This window comes from Bacillus sp. AFS001701 (assembly GCF_002559405.1).
Lineage (GTDB): Bacteria > Bacillota > Bacilli > Bacillales > Bacillaceae_G > Gottfriedia.
Genome location: NZ_NTZO01000092.1, coordinates 16,977 through 30,499 on the forward strand (window position 1 = coordinate 16,977; position 13,523 = coordinate 30,499).

Genomic DNA, 13,523 nt, shown 5'->3' on the forward strand with positions numbered 1-13,523 from the left:
TTTAAAAAAAAAGAGTAACTTTATGATGAGCAAGGAGTGAAAAATAGTGAGACCATTAGTCGAATTTTGTATAAAAAACCTAGCAGACGGTGCACAAAAAGCTTTAGAACAGCTTGAACGTGATCCAAATCTAGACATACTAGAATATGGCTGCCTTGGATATTGTGGAAAATGTAGTCTATCACTTTTTGCACTAGTTGAAGGGGAAGTAGTTACTGGAGAAACGGCAACCGAGCTAGTAGATAATATTTATATTTTCTTAGAAGAAAATATGTTAATATAAGAAGCGCTGTTAATAATTAACAGTGCTTTTTTCTATTTTTCGAGCTATTTCAACAATACTTTTAACTTCCTCAAAATCCGTTTTACATCCCTCGATCATTCCCTAAATTAAACAATTCAATATTAGGAAAAAATTACTATTCTTTAGATTAAATTAACCAATATTATTTTTATTACGTACACTATTTTTAGTTATTTAGCAAAATTAATGCAAAAAAAAATGAGCATTCACCTAAGTGAAGCTCTTAAAATGTTTCTATATCGAGAAACGGGGGATGTTCTTATTGTGCTCAATTCATTTAAATTTTATACTTGTATTAATAAAAAAAGTAAGGAGTCATGAAAATGAATTCTTTTCGTTATACAAAAATGCATGGATTAGGAAATAACTATATTTATGTAAATATGTTTGAAGAAAATTTAAGAGAAGAAGAGCTTTCTAAACTTGCAGTTGAAGTTTCAAATATTAATACAGGTATTGGTAGTGATGGAATGATATTAATCTGTCCATCAGAAGTTGCAGATGTAAAAATGCGAGTATTTAATAATGATGGGTCAGAAGCTAAAAATTGTGGTAATGGTCTAAGATGTGTAGCTAAATATGCATATGAACATGGAATTGCAAATAATACTTCATTTAAGATTGAAACAATCAGTACAATTGTTGAAGCAACAGTACATGTTGAAAATAATATTGTTAATCAAGTAACAGTAAATATGGGGAAACCAATATTCCAAAGATCACAAATCCCAATGATTGGTAATGATCAGGAATATGCTAAGGACAGAATTTTGTTTGAAGAAAAAAACTATGAATTTTCAGCAGTTTCGATGGGAAATCCACATGCTGTTTTTGAAGTAAGTGATATAAACAAGGCACCATTAACAACTTTAGGCCCAATTGTTGAAAAACATGATTTATTTCCTGAAAGCGTAAATGTTGAATTTATCGAATGTTTGCCGCATAATGAGATAAATTTCGTTGTATGGGAGCGAGGTTCTGGTGTAACGCAAGCCTGTGGAACAGGAGCTTGTGCTGCAGCAGTCGCTATGATACAAGAAGGTAAATATAAACGAGATGAACCGATAACTGTTCACCTGCAAGGTGGAGATTTACAAATTACTTGGTCTACTGATGGGGATGTATGGATGAAAGGCCCAGCAGTTACAATAACAGAAGGCATATACTATACTCAAAAGAGGAGTGAAATAAATGATTACAGTTACTGAACAAGCAGGTTTGAAAATTAAAGAAATGATTGAAAACGAAGAAGATCAAAACACTTTTGTTCGCTTAGGAGTAAAAGGTGGAGGTTGCTCTGGACTTTCATATGGAATTGGTTTCGATCCGCAAAAAAATGATGATGACACTGAATTAGAATATTATGGTATTAAGTTTTTAATTGATAATGAAAGTGCTCCAATTTTAAAAGGAGTTGTAATTGATTTCAAAGAGTCATTACTAGGCGGAGGATTTACAATCGATAATCCGAATGCAATCGCATCATGTGGATGTGGTAGTTCTTTCCGTACTGCTTCAAACGCTGGCACTCCGGAGGAATGTTAACGGTCAGTGAGCGAATAGTTAAAACGGTGGGGATTACGTATTTACTCCGAAAGGGGTTACGTACATAACCCGCGGTTAAACGAATATCTACTCATATATAAGGCGCTTCTTAACGTATTTAACGTACGTTGGGAGGCGTCTTTTTTATGTCCGAAGAACGATCAATCCGAGTCAGAAGAGCGAAGGTAGATAAGCGCGCTAACTTTACTACCGATATTCAGCCGATGGCCTTTGAGCCGGCGTTTAACTACTTTATGAGCGCTAAGATAGGCGAAGGCATACGATTAAGAACTAAGCAAGATTATTCGAATACCTGGCGTTATTTTACCGATTGGATTAAAGAGGAAAACTTAGGCGTTAAATATGTACACGAAATAACAACGGAGATTTGCCGTAATTATATACACTATTTAACCGTCGAAGCTCCGAGGTTTAAGGGTCATAGATTCATTCAGAACGATCAAGGAGTCGGATTATCGGCTGCAACGATTAATATGCGGATCCGGTCCTTAAAAGTAGCGTTTAACTTTTGGTATAAAGAGTCGTTTGTTCGAATGAATCCGATGGATAACATTAAATGTCAGAAGGTAGACGAGGATAAAATCGAGTCATTTAGCGATGAACAAGTCGAGGCGCTTTTAGGAGCGTGCGATCAACGGACTTATGTAGGCTTCCGAGATTACGTCTTTCAATGGCTGCTATTAGATTCTGCGATGAGAATAAACGAAGCTTTATCGATTAGGCCGGAAGATATTGATATGAAGACGAGGACTATCGCGTTAGATGCTCGCTTTAATAAAAATAGAAGGGCGAGGATTATTCCGTTAACTACGCATACAATCAAGCTTCTAACGGAGCTAATCGACGAAAATAAGGTCCATTTTCCGCAAGCTAGCAAGGTATTCCTTTCGTGTTATGGCGCTGAAGTTACCGATACTCAGATGAATAAGCGTTTGAAGTATTACGGAGATATAACCGGTGTAGGTAAAGAGATAAGAAGCACCGCGCATACTTGGCGGCATACTGCAGCGAGGAATTATATCCTTAACGGAGGCGATCCGTATACTCTTATGCGATTGCTCGGCCATAGTTCGATTCATATGACGAGAAGATACGTCCAAATGACCGAAGATGATGTCCGCATTAAGCACGAAGAGTTTTCACCAGTTAAGAAGTTTAGAACGAAATTACGCTAAACAAAAAAAGAGGTCGCTGCTACGAACAACGACCCAAAAGAATGTTTTTTAACGAATTGAAAACCAAATACGGACGAATCCGACATTCAGTACCCTTATTATAAATTTTTAAAAATTATAATGCAAGGGCTTAGTTTCCTATTGTCTTTTTTAGGAAACGTCGGAGGGATTTCCGAACGTGGAATGACCTAACACACGCTAAACTTGAACAGGAGAGAGCCGTCCAACGTCAGAAAGCGGGCTCGTATGTGCACTACGGCGTTTCTCGTTTCGCTAGTACATAGACTAAGGTGAGTGCGACCATTAACGGCACGGCGGTAGTTAGGGCGCTTGCGGGCGCGGTAATTCCGTTCAGATATCGCATACAGGACTAACTTTGTATGTAGAAAGAACGGAAAGCAGAAATGCTGTATTCAAACGAGAGCGATACAATACGGACACCGTAAACGACCGACGGTCAGTATCTGCGAATGCTTACTTACGTCGCTTAATCCTTCTGATTTTGCGATAATAGGTAAGTATTCTCCGCGTCCAAGCCGTTTGCCGTACCGTCCTCAAGTCAGCAAAAGTCGGAGATCAAAGTCAAGGGGATAACGTAAAGATTTCGCAAAACTTCGCAAATTTAGCTACTTCGGGGGCTACTTCGTTGTACATTTTACTAGCACGCGGCTCCTGGCGGACGCCTATGCCTTGAAACTCGGGGGGTTCGGCTATGTATGACCGTTGTAATACCGAATGAATCTCCGTAATACATAAGTAATACTTAAAGGTGACATAACTTAATAGTATTGACACCGTAATTCCAACGTGATAATATCAAGGTATAAACGGTGCCTAAACTTAGTGACATAAGTTGGCGTTGAAGGAGTGGGGAATATGAAGTACGGATATGCTCGTGTTTCAACTGTAGCGCAAGACTTAACGGTACAAACGAATCAGCTAACTAACGAAGGCTGCGAGGTTATTTATTCGGAGAAGTTTACCGGAACTAAAACGGACCGTCCGGAGTTTAATCGCCTAATGAACGAGCTAAAAGAAGGCGACACTTTAGTCGTAACTAAGCTCGATCGTCTAGCGAGAAATACGAAGGAAGGTATCGAGATTATCGAGGGCCTTTTCGGTAAGGGCGTTAAAGTCCACGTATTAAATGTAGGATTATTAGAGGACACTACGATGGGGAAATTCTTCCTACAAACGATGCTAGCCGTAGCAGAAATGGAACGGAATATGATCGTAGAACGTACGCAAGAAGGCAAGGCGTTAGCTAAACAGAGCGCTGATTTCCGAGAAGGAAGACCGCGTAAATATTCCAAGAAACAAGTCGATCATGCGCTAGGATTACTTAACGAAGGCAAGACGTATAAACAAGTAGAAGAAGCGACTGGCATACCGAAGAGAACACTTATACGACGTAAGAACGAGCTGACTCGATAAAGGGGTCGGCCTTTTTTTTTCGAAACCCCCCAACGGCATACCTCGAAATCGCGTTTTCTGGTGTATAAACAATCCGCGCAATATTTTTTTATCTCGGGTTTACTTCGCTTTACGCAATAAAAAAGACGCCAATTAAGGCGCCATTCCTACGTTATTTTAATCCGGATTGAGCTTTCGTCGTTAACTTATCGTCTTGGAACATAAGGCTAGCGTTAGCTCCCGTTGATCCTTTACCGTAATAAGTATACATAATCGTATATCCTGGCTTACCCTTCTCGCCAGTTTCGCTCGTTACTTCGCCTTTACCGCCAATAATATCGAATACTTCCTTCGATGTCATGCCGTTTTGAATCTTATCGAACTCTGCCTTCGTTATAATAACGGATTTACCCGTAGCTTCATTCGATGTAATAGTACTCGAGCAGCCACTAGCGATAATTAATCCGGTAGCGATTGCCGTACCTAATACGATGCCTCTAATCGTTCTATTCATCTTATGCCTCCTAATATTTTCCATCTATATAGATACCATATTCGGTAGGCTTATCGATTATCCTTCTACTAGTCCTCTTTAAAGAACCAGATCGACTCCATTTTCATATTTAATTCTTTCGCGATATAGTAAGCCGTTTTGTATGTTGGGATCGATTGATTATTAATTAATGAGCTCATCGTCGTATTACTGATTTTTACTTTCTTAGCAACGTGAGTATATTTAATTCCGCGATCATCTAAAATCTCCTTTAATTTCGAAACGAACAAAGTTAACCACCTCGATAAAATAATTCGATAAAAAAGTACAAATTCCTTTATCAAGCGGACTTGCAATAATAACTAACCAGCCGCATATAAAATATTAAGCGGATTAGTTAACTTCTTAAAGCGGAGTTAATTAACTAGCCATTTTATCGTTGATTAACTAACGATCATATTTCGAGTTAACCTTCGAACTAACTTTTTGATTAACCATCGAAAGTTAACCAAATACGGGTTTAACGTTGATTTAACGGTAAAGTTGAAATTATGTAAATAAGAGGGGGAGAGAAGAGAGATGGAGGAGAAAGAAGTAAAACCGAGTATGCCCAAACGGGTCGCTCTTTATACATGGAAAATGATAAAAAAATATTCAGAATATTTAAAGGAATTAGAATCGAAGAAATTGTTTGAAGCGAAGGTAAAAGAGTGTTTCGAATTGGGTGAAATGTTTAGAAAATACGGGGATGTCCAGGTATATCCGCAGATTGTCAGAGTTGGATTATTAGAGAATGGTATAGAAGCTGTCCTAAATTTACCGAGAGGGTTTGATCCAAACGATTTAATGAAAAAAGCTTACGTATTTGAGCAAGAGTTCGGACAAAATGCCCATTTAAAGAAAGTAAGCTCTAAAACTTTCCTACTATATGTTTATGTAGAAGACCCACTTAAAGAAAAACACGATTATGATTACTCGTCTGTCGAACCGAAATTAAAACATAGTTTACCTATTTATGTAGGTAGGGATTCAAACGGTAAAATTATTTCATACGACATGGTAGAAGAACCCCATTTATTAATCGCAGGAGAGCCTGGAAGTGGGAAAAGTGTCCTATTACGATCGATTCTAACAACACTTATTTTTAACAAAACACCAGAGGAATTAAAAATGTACCTGTTCGATTTAAAAAATTCCGAGTTTTTTATATTTAAACGATTACCTCACGTTGTAGAAAATACGAGAGATATTGATAAGATTAAATTAATTTTCCCTAAGTTGGTTAAAGAAGCAAAGGACAGAGGTGACTTGCTAGAAAAACATGGAGTAGCACATATCAACAAATTACCTAAAGAACTTAGACCACCTTTTATCATCATCTGCATTGATGAATTTTCCTTATTGGATGACAAAAAAACTTTAACTTCTATTCAAAATATTGCAGCGATAGGTAGAGCACTTGGAATGTTCGTTATTTTATCAACGCAAAGACCTGACAAAGAAACAGTAAATGGAAGAATAAAAGCCTTGTTAACAGTTCGTATTGGTGGAAGGCAACAAGATAATACGAATAGCCGAATTGTTATTGATGAACCAGGTTGTGAAGATATAACGATAAAAGGTCACATGAAAATGAAATCGACTATAGGGTTAACAGACATTAAAACTCCTTTATTAGATGAAGAAGTAGCAGAGGTTATGTTAGACCCTCTAAGAGTTGAAAAGCCTGTTATCGAGGAATTAGAGCCTAAAGAAGACGTCAAACCGACCAAGAAGCAAGCTAAGAAGGGAAAAGAGAAAAAAGCTATCGTGTGGGGTGTATTAAAGTGAATAACCGAGATTTAGAGATACTTTCTACTATTAATAAGTTTAAATGTTTGGGACGCGACGACCTTATTAATCTATTCTTCTCAACTAAAAAAAGCGCGGTCTCAAATTGCAATCAAGTATTAAGAAGATTACGAGATCGTGGCCATATTAAACAATCAAAAAGACAAAACCCTGCAATTTACTTCACAAAAGAAAACCCAATCAAAGAAACATCGCAAAAAATCCCCCATTATTTAGAGATATTCAACGTGTACAAAACGCTAAAAAACTATCTCGGAGCTTTCGACGTCGAGCCGAAGTTAGGTCCGAAGAAAACGGTTGAGCCCGACGCCTTTATGATAATGAACATGACGCCGTTTTTCGTCGAGGTTCAGCTAACGAAATACACTAAAGCAGTTATGGACGAAAAGATTAAACGATACGAAGCGTATTATCACTCTAACGAATGGGTATCGTTGTCCTGGCAGCCGAAGCCCCCGCGCTTTCCTTATATCGTGATTTTTTCCGATACGCCTTACGAAATCGATACGTTTTTAGAAGTTTACCAATTCAAGAATGCGAACGAACTACTTTTAAATTACGCGATGAATTAGGAGGAGATAGTATGAGTAAACGTGTAGAGAAAGTATACGAAAAAGAAACTTGTAATGCTTGCGGTGGAAGTGGTCAACATAGTAACCGTTATTCCGAAGAGTATAGGGATTGTGTTTCTGATTGCTCTTATTGTAATGGCGACGGATATACCGTTACTGAAAAATGGGAAGAAGTAGACGAATAATAAGCAAAAAAAAAGACGCCTTCATTTTCGAGGGCGTTTTACTTTGTTATTTCTAATAATTCGTTAGTATCCGTAATCTCTAATGCTTCCGAAATCTTTTCGATATGCTCGATAGATATTCTTTGTACGAAGTTGTTACATAGCTGAGAAATTGCAGCCGGTCTTAGTCCAGTCATTTCGGACAATTGTTTTTGAGTTATATTACGTTGATCCAACGCTTCTTTAAGTCTAATCGTTATTTTAGCCAAGGTAAAACCCCCAATTTCGTTCTTCTTATATTATACTTTATCATTTTTACGTAAATACGTAAATTTTTTTATTTTATTTATTGACGTAATTACGCATATACGTTATTATGATTACATAAGATAAAGTAAAGACAAACAAACAAGGAGGGAAACGATGCTAGAAGGTACAACGTTCAATTGGATTTCTTATGAAGTTGAATTCGAGGAGGAAATTACAATGGCACTATCAACAACGAAATTAACTCGCAAGGGTGAAGACGTTAACGGCGAAAAGTGGTCCGAAACAACTGAGGTATACCGTATCGCGCCGCACATAATCCTTGAGTCTTACGATGGAAGTAGCGAGTTTGTTTTCCGCATCCTAGACGAAAAACTGTATCGTACTCAAGACGAAATAGTTATAGATGAAGAAGAATACGATTTATACGTTAAAACCGTTGGGGGATACATAGACGGATTTGACATCGATTTTATTGAGCAAAATCAAGAATTGTTAGTGAGTAAAACTTTTATAAAAGCAATCGAAAGCTTATCAAAAAATAAATAATTAGGGGGAAATGGGAATGGAGAGACGTTCGGTTATTGTTGAGTATAGATATGAGGATCACTTTCGCGAAGAGGAAAACGAAATCGGAGTTTATTGCGTAGAATCTGGCTTAGTAATTGTTGCGGACGCGATTGGCGGGGTCTCAATTTATAACGCACATCCGTCACCAACTGAAGGCGCAGTAGTTGTAGACTTAGATAATGACGGCGAAGATCATATATCGGATAATCCGGAACTGCTAATTAAGTTAATTCTTGAATAAGCGATAGGGTTACGGCAATAACCCTGTTAAAATAAATAGTTGTCGGCAAACAACTTAAGAGCACGAAGCATCACGTAGCGGCAACTACGGAGGTGAACGGCATTGGACGGAACGGAATATATGCAAGACGAAGAGCTGACTCAGGGCAATTAGGCGGGCCTGGGAGTCGGTTTTTCATTTACCTTGTAACCGAACATACGTTTTGTACGCGGTTTAGGGTGTAATAACGGCATTATTTATGAGGAGTAAAATCCCGCGACTTTGTGTTCTCATGCGTCCTTATTTATATAAGGATAAATTTATCTTCCGGAAAAGTGTCCGAAAAAGGAAGTTACATCGCTATTATATGTATAAGGTTTTTTCCGCGAAAAGTCGAGTTGATGGATACTATTAATAAAAGAGTTGAATTTTATATTACATAATTGTTACAAATGTTACGCTTTTGTTAAATGTGGCGAAGATAGGGTATATTTTGGGCTGTTTCGCGGCTTACGTATTGAGGGATATTTTTTTTCGAAACTATACGTTATTTTTGGCGGTTAGTTATCCATAGTAGTGAGGAGAAAAAAATAACGATCAAAATACGATTATTTAAGCTTCTTAACGCCTTTACGTTATGAGAGATACGATAATTTTAACTAATATGTATCCGTATATTTGAGAGCAATTTTAAATGGCGACAAAAAGGTATTAGTAAATAGGGCGGGCCCTCCAATTAGCCTTATTTTTTTATAGGAGGGTAAACAAATTAATACTAGGAGTGATTATATGAATTCGAAGTTAATGAAGTTCATCCGACAATCGAAAGGTTTAACGCAGCAGGAAATGGCGGATCGGTTAGGAGTTAGTAAACCGTTAATCTGTTTTATTGAGCAAGGCAAGAAGAATATTAGCGATAGAGTCAATAAGAGATTACGAGAAACTTTCGGTATTGAATACGTAGCAAACTGCCGTAAGTTCTTGGAAGAAAATAATTAAGGAGAGTCGATTATGGGAGAAAACAGAGTATTACCGTTTGATACGGAGCTAGGATTTACCGGATTACCGAAGTCAGTCTGTCAGTTTTACGTAAAGCATCCGAAGTTTAATCCGTCAGCAGAGCGATTATACCGTTATTTGCTTTCGAGATACAACGCTAATTACGGCTATGCCTTTCCGTCCTGGAATGCGATTGTAAAGGAGACAGCATTATCGAAGGGGACAGTTAGCGCAGGACTTGAGGCGTTAGAGGAGCTCGGATTAATTAACCGTCATAACCACGATAACGGCGGAACGTTTAACAATAAAATATATACGTTCAACAAGCCGATCGAAAATGAAGCAGAGTTTAATAGAAGGTTTGAGGCGGAAATTGCGGAGATTAAGGCAAGCAAGAAGCAAAAAGGAGGTAAGAAAAAAGGTAGTTCAATTATTGAAATAGGGTAGTTCAATTTTTGAACAAGGGTAGTTCAATTTTTGTACTCTATATATACTTACTTACTTAGACTTACTTATTTAAACATACGGCGCTAAAAAGAAAAGCACTTTTTATCGCTATCTATTATCTTATTAAATTATCTATTAATCGAAAATAAAAGAAACCATATAAAAATACAAAGGTAGTTCAAAAATTGAACTAGGGAGGAATCAATATGAAATGTATTTTATCTTTACGAGTAGCACGCCATTTATTAGCGAAAGGCTTCCGTTTAATCGATGTCGAGCCAAGCCGTAAAATTAACGGTCATCTAGTGTTTATATTCGAAGCAACTCCGGAATTATTAGAAGAATTAGCGAAACAAGGTAAGTAATTATACGCGATCAATAAAACGACTAAGGAGCGATTTATTATGACAACGACTAAAACAGCTAAAGCAATCAAAATTGAAAACGTAGAACCTGGTGCCGGCGCAATTGAGTACGCAAAGCAATTAACGGTAGGATTAACTCGCGAAGAAGCTGCGCCAATTATCGAAGCTCTAATGAGAGGTGAATTGAATAATCCGACTGACAATCGCGTTAAATGTTGCGACTACTGCGGTTATTGGTGGCGTGATGATAGCTTACGTAATACGAAAAAGACTTGCTCGGACAGATGTAGAACGAAAATTAAATCGATGCATACAAGCGAACGACGCGCAAAAGAAGCGTTACTGAATCCGGAGCCAAAAGAAAAGAAGCATACGCTTATGTACGATTATATTTGGTGGATCGAATATCCTTATTGGCTTAACGAGTACTCAATGATAAAAATCGGTTGGAAATACGAAAAACCGTCGGGCGTTGCGTTAATGAATTACGTTGAAGCTAAGAACGGACTTTACGGTAAAGGAAATAGTAAAAAACAGACAAAGGAATACTCATTTTAAATGGCGACAAAAAGGTATAGGTAGGAAAGCCCTTAATGGGGCAGTATTTTTTTACGGTAAATGTACGGAAAAGGAGGGTTATAAATGAGAGTACAAACATTTAAAGCGACGCGTATTAAATTAGGAATGTCGCAAGCAGCTTTCGCGGAATACTTAGGCATTTCGGAATCAACGGTAGCAGCAATCGAAAATAATAGACGACCGATTTCGGATGTAGTACGAGGAAAACTAGCGGAAAGAATTGCAGTTAATGAAGAACTTATAGCTTTTTTTAAGGCTTACGAGAAAATTTTAAATACTTACCCATCGTAATTTTATGTCAATATCGGTAGTTTGTCAAGGAGGTAATGAATTGAATGATCACGAAAAGCTGACGGCATTAATTAACTATTTAAGTGTTTTATGTGAAGTCAGTAGAAGTAGCGAGATTAAAGTGTTTGCAGAGATGCAACGGACTATCTCGAAAATAGAAAAACTAATTAACGAATAGGAGCGAATGAATGATGAGAACGAATGAAGAGCGAATGATGAACGATTTAGATGCTATTATCGAGTTGCTTAAAGGGATTAACGGTAAATTGGACGGTGAGAAACGATGAATCATACTTGTCGTGATTGTAATCAGACTAAACCGATTGAACAATTCGTAGTAGATAAAAGGTATCCTAACGGCTATACATCTCGTTGTAAAGCGTGCAGATGTGAAGCTAGGCGTAAAAACGGTTCATATTTTAAAGAACGTATTCGTAAATACGGTTATCGAAGAGGAACTTCTGTCAATATATCTGTCGAGGAAATAGAAGCGTTATTGCAGAAGCGAACTTGCTCTTATTGCGGATGTGAGTTAAACGGTCAAAATGGACATACGCAACAAGCTACAATCGACCATACTTACGGAAAAATTAACCTAGCTTCTACATTAACGGTAGCTTGCAGAGGTTGCAATTCAGCAAAAGGACAAAAGCACGTTTACGAATTCTATCAAGATTCCGAGAAATTTACGGATGAATTATGGAGCGCTTTCGTACAAGACTTTACGGAAAAGTTTATCGCAAGAGATATTAGCGCCGAAGAAGTTGAAATAATGAAGCAAAATTTTTCAGATGAATTCAGCGAAATAGGTGCTAAGCGATGATTTACATCGATAAGAAGGGCGCAATCCGTAAGCTTAAAAATGACAATCAATACGAAGCAATCGTAGAAATTTACGACGACGACCGGCAGATCATTGCGGGTCTATTTAAGTTGAAGACGAAATGAGGCGATTTCATAGCTACTACTTACGTTTCAGTCGCTATTTATAAAGACGATCAAGGCTTCGGAGTTGGTTGCGAGTTGTACCATAAAGTCAAGCAGCCGGACGAAACCATTTACTATGACATCTACCATATTTTTAGCGTTTATTTGGACCGCAAAGAATTTGATTCTAAAAGAAAAGTAGTCCACTATATCGCCGAACAAACATTTAAAAGCGTTTTAGACGAAGACGATACCGTCGTTATGTTATCGAAAGTACCTCATATGCTCCGTAACAAGGAGTTAGAGCGAAAGACCGTAATGTATGCGCAAAATAAGGACGTTAAGTTTATCAACGTTAGAAAGGTTAATCAAGGCGCAGTTAGACTTGCTATTGATGCGATAATGCGCCGAACTACTATTATCGAAAAACTGAGGTGATAAGGTTGCGCCAATATATAAAACTATCGAAAAGAGAAGCAGACGGTCTAACAATCTACTGCGCTATATATTACGGAACGGACGGACAGTATTGCGGCGATATTTGCAATCCATTCGAATCAGAAGCGGCCTTTTTAGAAGGCGTTGAGACTGTATGTAATTACTACGGATTCCATAACTACGAAATTGCTTCGGATATTATATCAATCCTGCAGCATTATCGAGGAATGCCAGGAATTACAGTTCATTACAAATTAGAGATGCCAGAAATGGACGATTTCGTTAAACAGGAATTGCCTTTACTTAAAGAACTACACGAATTTCCAACGTTAACACCGAAGAGCTCGCCGTCTAGGTTTAACGCTTGGATTCATGGACATATAAAAAATTTAATTACTAAACTGGAGGGTAAATACGATTATGAACGAAATTAAACGATTTGATTTACTAGAACAATATAAAGCTCAGGACGTATCGAGACAAGAGTGGGTTTCAAAGTATCAGAAGAAGATTGATGATGTGAATGCCGAGATTAGAGAAAAGACCATCGAATTAGAGCAATTGGTAACAAAAGAAATTCAAGATAACGCAGACTTTACAAAAGAAAAAGTAAATCTACGTAAAGAGCTTGATAGTTTAAAAGGTGATTTATCTTATGTTAAATCTGAGTTTGATAGCGCGATGAAAGTAGTGAACGATAAGTTTAGCAAGATTAGTAAGACCGAAGTAATAACGGAGTGGCAAAGCTTTCGCTCTGGAGTTTATTCGAAGTTTAGTCCGGAAGTAATTCAAAAAGCAGAGTTGGGAATGAACTTGCTTATGTCGGCATATTTCGAACAAGAATCGCTAAAAAATCAATATAAAGATTTAACGGAAGAAGTG

22 protein-coding genes are annotated in these 13,523 nt (G+C 37.5%); 19 read left to right on the forward strand and 3 right to left on the reverse strand.

Features of this window, described 5'->3' with window-relative positions; all coding sequences use genetic code 11:
- Nucleotides 1-46 precede the first annotated feature (46 nt).
- From CN514_RS07780 to CN514_RS07800, 5 genes are all read left to right on the forward strand, one after another.
- On the forward strand, nt 47-283 hold the full coding sequence (locus tag CN514_RS07780; protein ID WP_056468696.1) for a YuzB family protein: 237 nt from the start codon (nt 47-49) through the stop codon (nt 281-283).
- A gap of 344 nt (nt 284-627) precedes the next feature.
- Nucleotides 628-1,512 (forward strand): diaminopimelate epimerase, encoded by an 885-nt coding sequence (dapF, locus tag CN514_RS07785; RefSeq protein ID WP_098232109.1) that lies wholly within the window; start codon nt 628-630, stop codon nt 1,510-1,512.
- Nucleotides 1,496-1,849, forward strand: a complete 354-nt coding sequence (locus CN514_RS07790; protein WP_098232110.1) for a HesB/IscA family protein — start codon at nt 1,496-1,498, stop codon at nt 1,847-1,849. The genes dapF and CN514_RS07790 overlap by 17 nt, the downstream gene beginning before the upstream one ends.
- Before the next feature lie 146 nt (nt 1,850-1,995).
- Nucleotides 1,996-3,045 carry a tyrosine-type recombinase/integrase gene (locus CN514_RS07795; RefSeq protein ID WP_098232111.1) on the forward strand — a complete coding sequence of 350 codons (1,050 nt, stop codon included), beginning with the start codon at nt 1,996-1,998 and terminating at the stop codon, nt 3,043-3,045.
- Between the two features lie 876 nt (nt 3,046-3,921).
- On the forward strand, nt 3,922-4,479 hold the full coding sequence (locus CN514_RS07800) for a recombinase family protein (protein WP_098232112.1): 558 nt from the start codon (nt 3,922-3,924) through the stop codon (nt 4,477-4,479).
- A 151-nt stretch (nt 4,480-4,630) separates the two neighbouring features.
- Here the strand turns inward: CN514_RS07800 and CN514_RS07805 are convergent, their stop codons facing one another.
- Nucleotides 4,631-4,972, reverse strand: coding sequence for a DUF3862 domain-containing protein (locus CN514_RS07805; RefSeq protein ID WP_098232113.1), 342 nt, complete (start codon nt 4,970-4,972; stop codon nt 4,631-4,633).
- A gap of 68 nt (nt 4,973-5,040) precedes the next feature.
- Nucleotides 5,041-5,241 (reverse strand): helix-turn-helix domain-containing protein, encoded by a 201-nt coding sequence (locus CN514_RS07810; protein ID WP_098232114.1) that lies wholly within the window; start codon nt 5,239-5,241, stop codon nt 5,041-5,043.
- A gap of 289 nt (nt 5,242-5,530) precedes the next feature.
- Here CN514_RS07810 and CN514_RS07815 point away from each other — a divergent pair, with 289 nt between their 5' ends.
- From CN514_RS07815 to CN514_RS25595, 3 genes are read left to right on the forward strand one after another with little or no spacing between them, the layout of a single operon-like run.
- Entirely contained in the window at nt 5,531-6,781 is a 1,251-nt protein-coding gene (locus CN514_RS07815) for an FtsK/SpoIIIE domain-containing protein (RefSeq protein ID WP_098232115.1), read from the forward strand.
- Entirely contained in the window at nt 6,778-7,374 is a 597-nt protein-coding gene (locus tag CN514_RS07820) for a hypothetical protein (protein ID WP_098232116.1), read from the forward strand. Before CN514_RS07815 ends, CN514_RS07820 begins: the two co-directional genes overlap by 4 nt.
- Before the next feature lie 11 nt (nt 7,375-7,385).
- Nucleotides 7,386-7,559, forward strand: coding sequence for a hypothetical protein (locus CN514_RS25595; RefSeq protein ID WP_176525827.1), 174 nt, complete (start codon nt 7,386-7,388; stop codon nt 7,557-7,559).
- 38 nt (nt 7,560-7,597) lie between these two features.
- On the opposite strand, the gene CN514_RS07825 is transcribed toward CN514_RS25595, so the two are convergent.
- Nucleotides 7,598-7,807, reverse strand: coding sequence for a helix-turn-helix domain-containing protein (locus CN514_RS07825; protein ID WP_098232117.1), 210 nt, complete (start codon nt 7,805-7,807; stop codon nt 7,598-7,600).
- A 154-nt stretch (nt 7,808-7,961) separates the two neighbouring features.
- On the opposite strand from CN514_RS07825, the gene CN514_RS07830 reads away from it, so the two are divergent.
- From CN514_RS07830 to CN514_RS07875, 11 genes are all read left to right on the forward strand, one after another.
- Complete coding sequence (locus CN514_RS07830) at nt 7,962-8,354, forward strand: hypothetical protein (protein ID WP_098232118.1); 393 nt, start codon at nt 7,962-7,964, stop codon at nt 8,352-8,354.
- Between the two features lie 16 nt (nt 8,355-8,370).
- Entirely contained in the window at nt 8,371-8,616 is a 246-nt protein-coding gene (locus CN514_RS07835) for a hypothetical protein (RefSeq protein ID WP_098232119.1), read from the forward strand.
- A 768-nt stretch (nt 8,617-9,384) separates the two neighbouring features.
- Nucleotides 9,385-9,594 (forward strand): helix-turn-helix domain-containing protein, encoded by a 210-nt coding sequence (locus tag CN514_RS07840; protein WP_098232120.1) that lies wholly within the window; start codon nt 9,385-9,387, stop codon nt 9,592-9,594.
- A gap of 12 nt (nt 9,595-9,606) precedes the next feature.
- Nucleotides 9,607-10,041: a helix-turn-helix domain-containing protein gene (locus tag CN514_RS07845; RefSeq protein ID WP_098232121.1), complete on the forward strand. Its 435-nt coding sequence runs from the start codon at nt 9,607-9,609 to the stop codon at nt 10,039-10,041.
- Between the two features lie 206 nt (nt 10,042-10,247).
- On the forward strand, nt 10,248-10,406 hold the full coding sequence (locus CN514_RS25600) for a DUF5659 domain-containing protein (RefSeq protein ID WP_176525828.1): 159 nt from the start codon (nt 10,248-10,250) through the stop codon (nt 10,404-10,406).
- 39 nt (nt 10,407-10,445) lie between these two features.
- Complete coding sequence (locus tag CN514_RS07850; RefSeq protein WP_098232122.1) at nt 10,446-10,964, forward strand: hypothetical protein; 519 nt, start codon at nt 10,446-10,448, stop codon at nt 10,962-10,964.
- A gap of 84 nt (nt 10,965-11,048) precedes the next feature.
- Nucleotides 11,049-11,276, forward strand: coding sequence for a helix-turn-helix domain-containing protein (locus CN514_RS07855; protein WP_098232123.1), 228 nt, complete (start codon nt 11,049-11,051; stop codon nt 11,274-11,276).
- Nucleotides 11,277-11,316: 40 nt separating this feature from the next.
- Nucleotides 11,317-11,454, forward strand: coding sequence for a hypothetical protein (locus CN514_RS25605; RefSeq protein WP_176525829.1), 138 nt, complete (start codon nt 11,317-11,319; stop codon nt 11,452-11,454).
- Nucleotides 11,455-11,559: 105 nt separating this feature from the next.
- Nucleotides 11,560-12,099, forward strand: a complete 540-nt coding sequence (locus tag CN514_RS07860) for a hypothetical protein (protein WP_098232124.1) — start codon at nt 11,560-11,562, stop codon at nt 12,097-12,099.
- A gap of 547 nt (nt 12,100-12,646) precedes the next feature.
- Nucleotides 12,647-13,075 carry a hypothetical protein gene (locus tag CN514_RS07870; RefSeq protein ID WP_098232126.1) on the forward strand — a complete coding sequence of 143 codons (429 nt, stop codon included), beginning with the start codon at nt 12,647-12,649 and terminating at the stop codon, nt 13,073-13,075.
- Nucleotides 13,062-13,523, forward strand: a 462-nt coding sequence (locus CN514_RS07875) for a hypothetical protein (RefSeq protein WP_141529326.1), incomplete at its 3' end; no start/stop codon positions are given. The genes CN514_RS07870 and CN514_RS07875, both read left to right, overlap by 14 nt.

What these genes read in the sequence shown, in the direction of transcription:
- CN514_RS07840 (WP_098232120.1), top strand. Translation starts at nt 9,385, where the DNA reads ATGAATTCGAAGTTAATGAAGTTCATCCGACAATCGAAAGGTTTAACG.
- CN514_RS25595 (WP_176525827.1), top strand. Translation starts at nt 7,386, where the DNA reads ATGAGTAAACGTGTAGAGAAAGTATACGAAAAAGAAACTTGTAATGCT.
- CN514_RS07800 (WP_098232112.1), top strand. Translation starts at nt 3,922, where the DNA reads ATGAAGTACGGATATGCTCGTGTTTCAACTGTAGCGCAAGACTTAACG.
- CN514_RS07855 (WP_098232123.1), top strand. Translation starts at nt 11,049, where the DNA reads ATGAGAGTACAAACATTTAAAGCGACGCGTATTAAATTAGGAATGTCG.
- CN514_RS07795 (WP_098232111.1), top strand. Translation starts at nt 1,996, where the DNA reads ATGTCCGAAGAACGATCAATCCGAGTCAGAAGAGCGAAGGTAGATAAG.
- CN514_RS07860 (WP_098232124.1), top strand. Translation starts at nt 11,560, where the DNA reads ATGAATCATACTTGTCGTGATTGTAATCAGACTAAACCGATTGAACAA.
- CN514_RS07845 (WP_098232121.1), top strand. Translation starts at nt 9,607, where the DNA reads ATGGGAGAAAACAGAGTATTACCGTTTGATACGGAGCTAGGATTTACC.
- CN514_RS07790 (WP_098232110.1), top strand. Translation starts at nt 1,496, where the DNA reads ATGATTACAGTTACTGAACAAGCAGGTTTGAAAATTAAAGAAATGATT.
- CN514_RS07805 (WP_098232113.1), bottom strand. Translation starts at nt 4,972, where the DNA reads ATGAATAGAACGATTAGAGGCATCGTATTAGGTACGGCAATCGCTACC.
- CN514_RS25600 (WP_176525828.1), top strand. Translation starts at nt 10,248, where the DNA reads ATGAAATGTATTTTATCTTTACGAGTAGCACGCCATTTATTAGCGAAA.
- dapF (WP_098232109.1), top strand. Translation starts at nt 628, where the DNA reads ATGAATTCTTTTCGTTATACAAAAATGCATGGATTAGGAAATAACTAT.
- CN514_RS07815 (WP_098232115.1), top strand. Translation starts at nt 5,531, where the DNA reads ATGGAGGAGAAAGAAGTAAAACCGAGTATGCCCAAACGGGTCGCTCTT.
- CN514_RS07850 (WP_098232122.1), top strand. Translation starts at nt 10,446, where the DNA reads ATGACAACGACTAAAACAGCTAAAGCAATCAAAATTGAAAACGTAGAA.
- CN514_RS07830 (WP_098232118.1), top strand. Translation starts at nt 7,962, where the DNA reads ATGCTAGAAGGTACAACGTTCAATTGGATTTCTTATGAAGTTGAATTC.
- CN514_RS07835 (WP_098232119.1), top strand. Translation starts at nt 8,371, where the DNA reads ATGGAGAGACGTTCGGTTATTGTTGAGTATAGATATGAGGATCACTTT.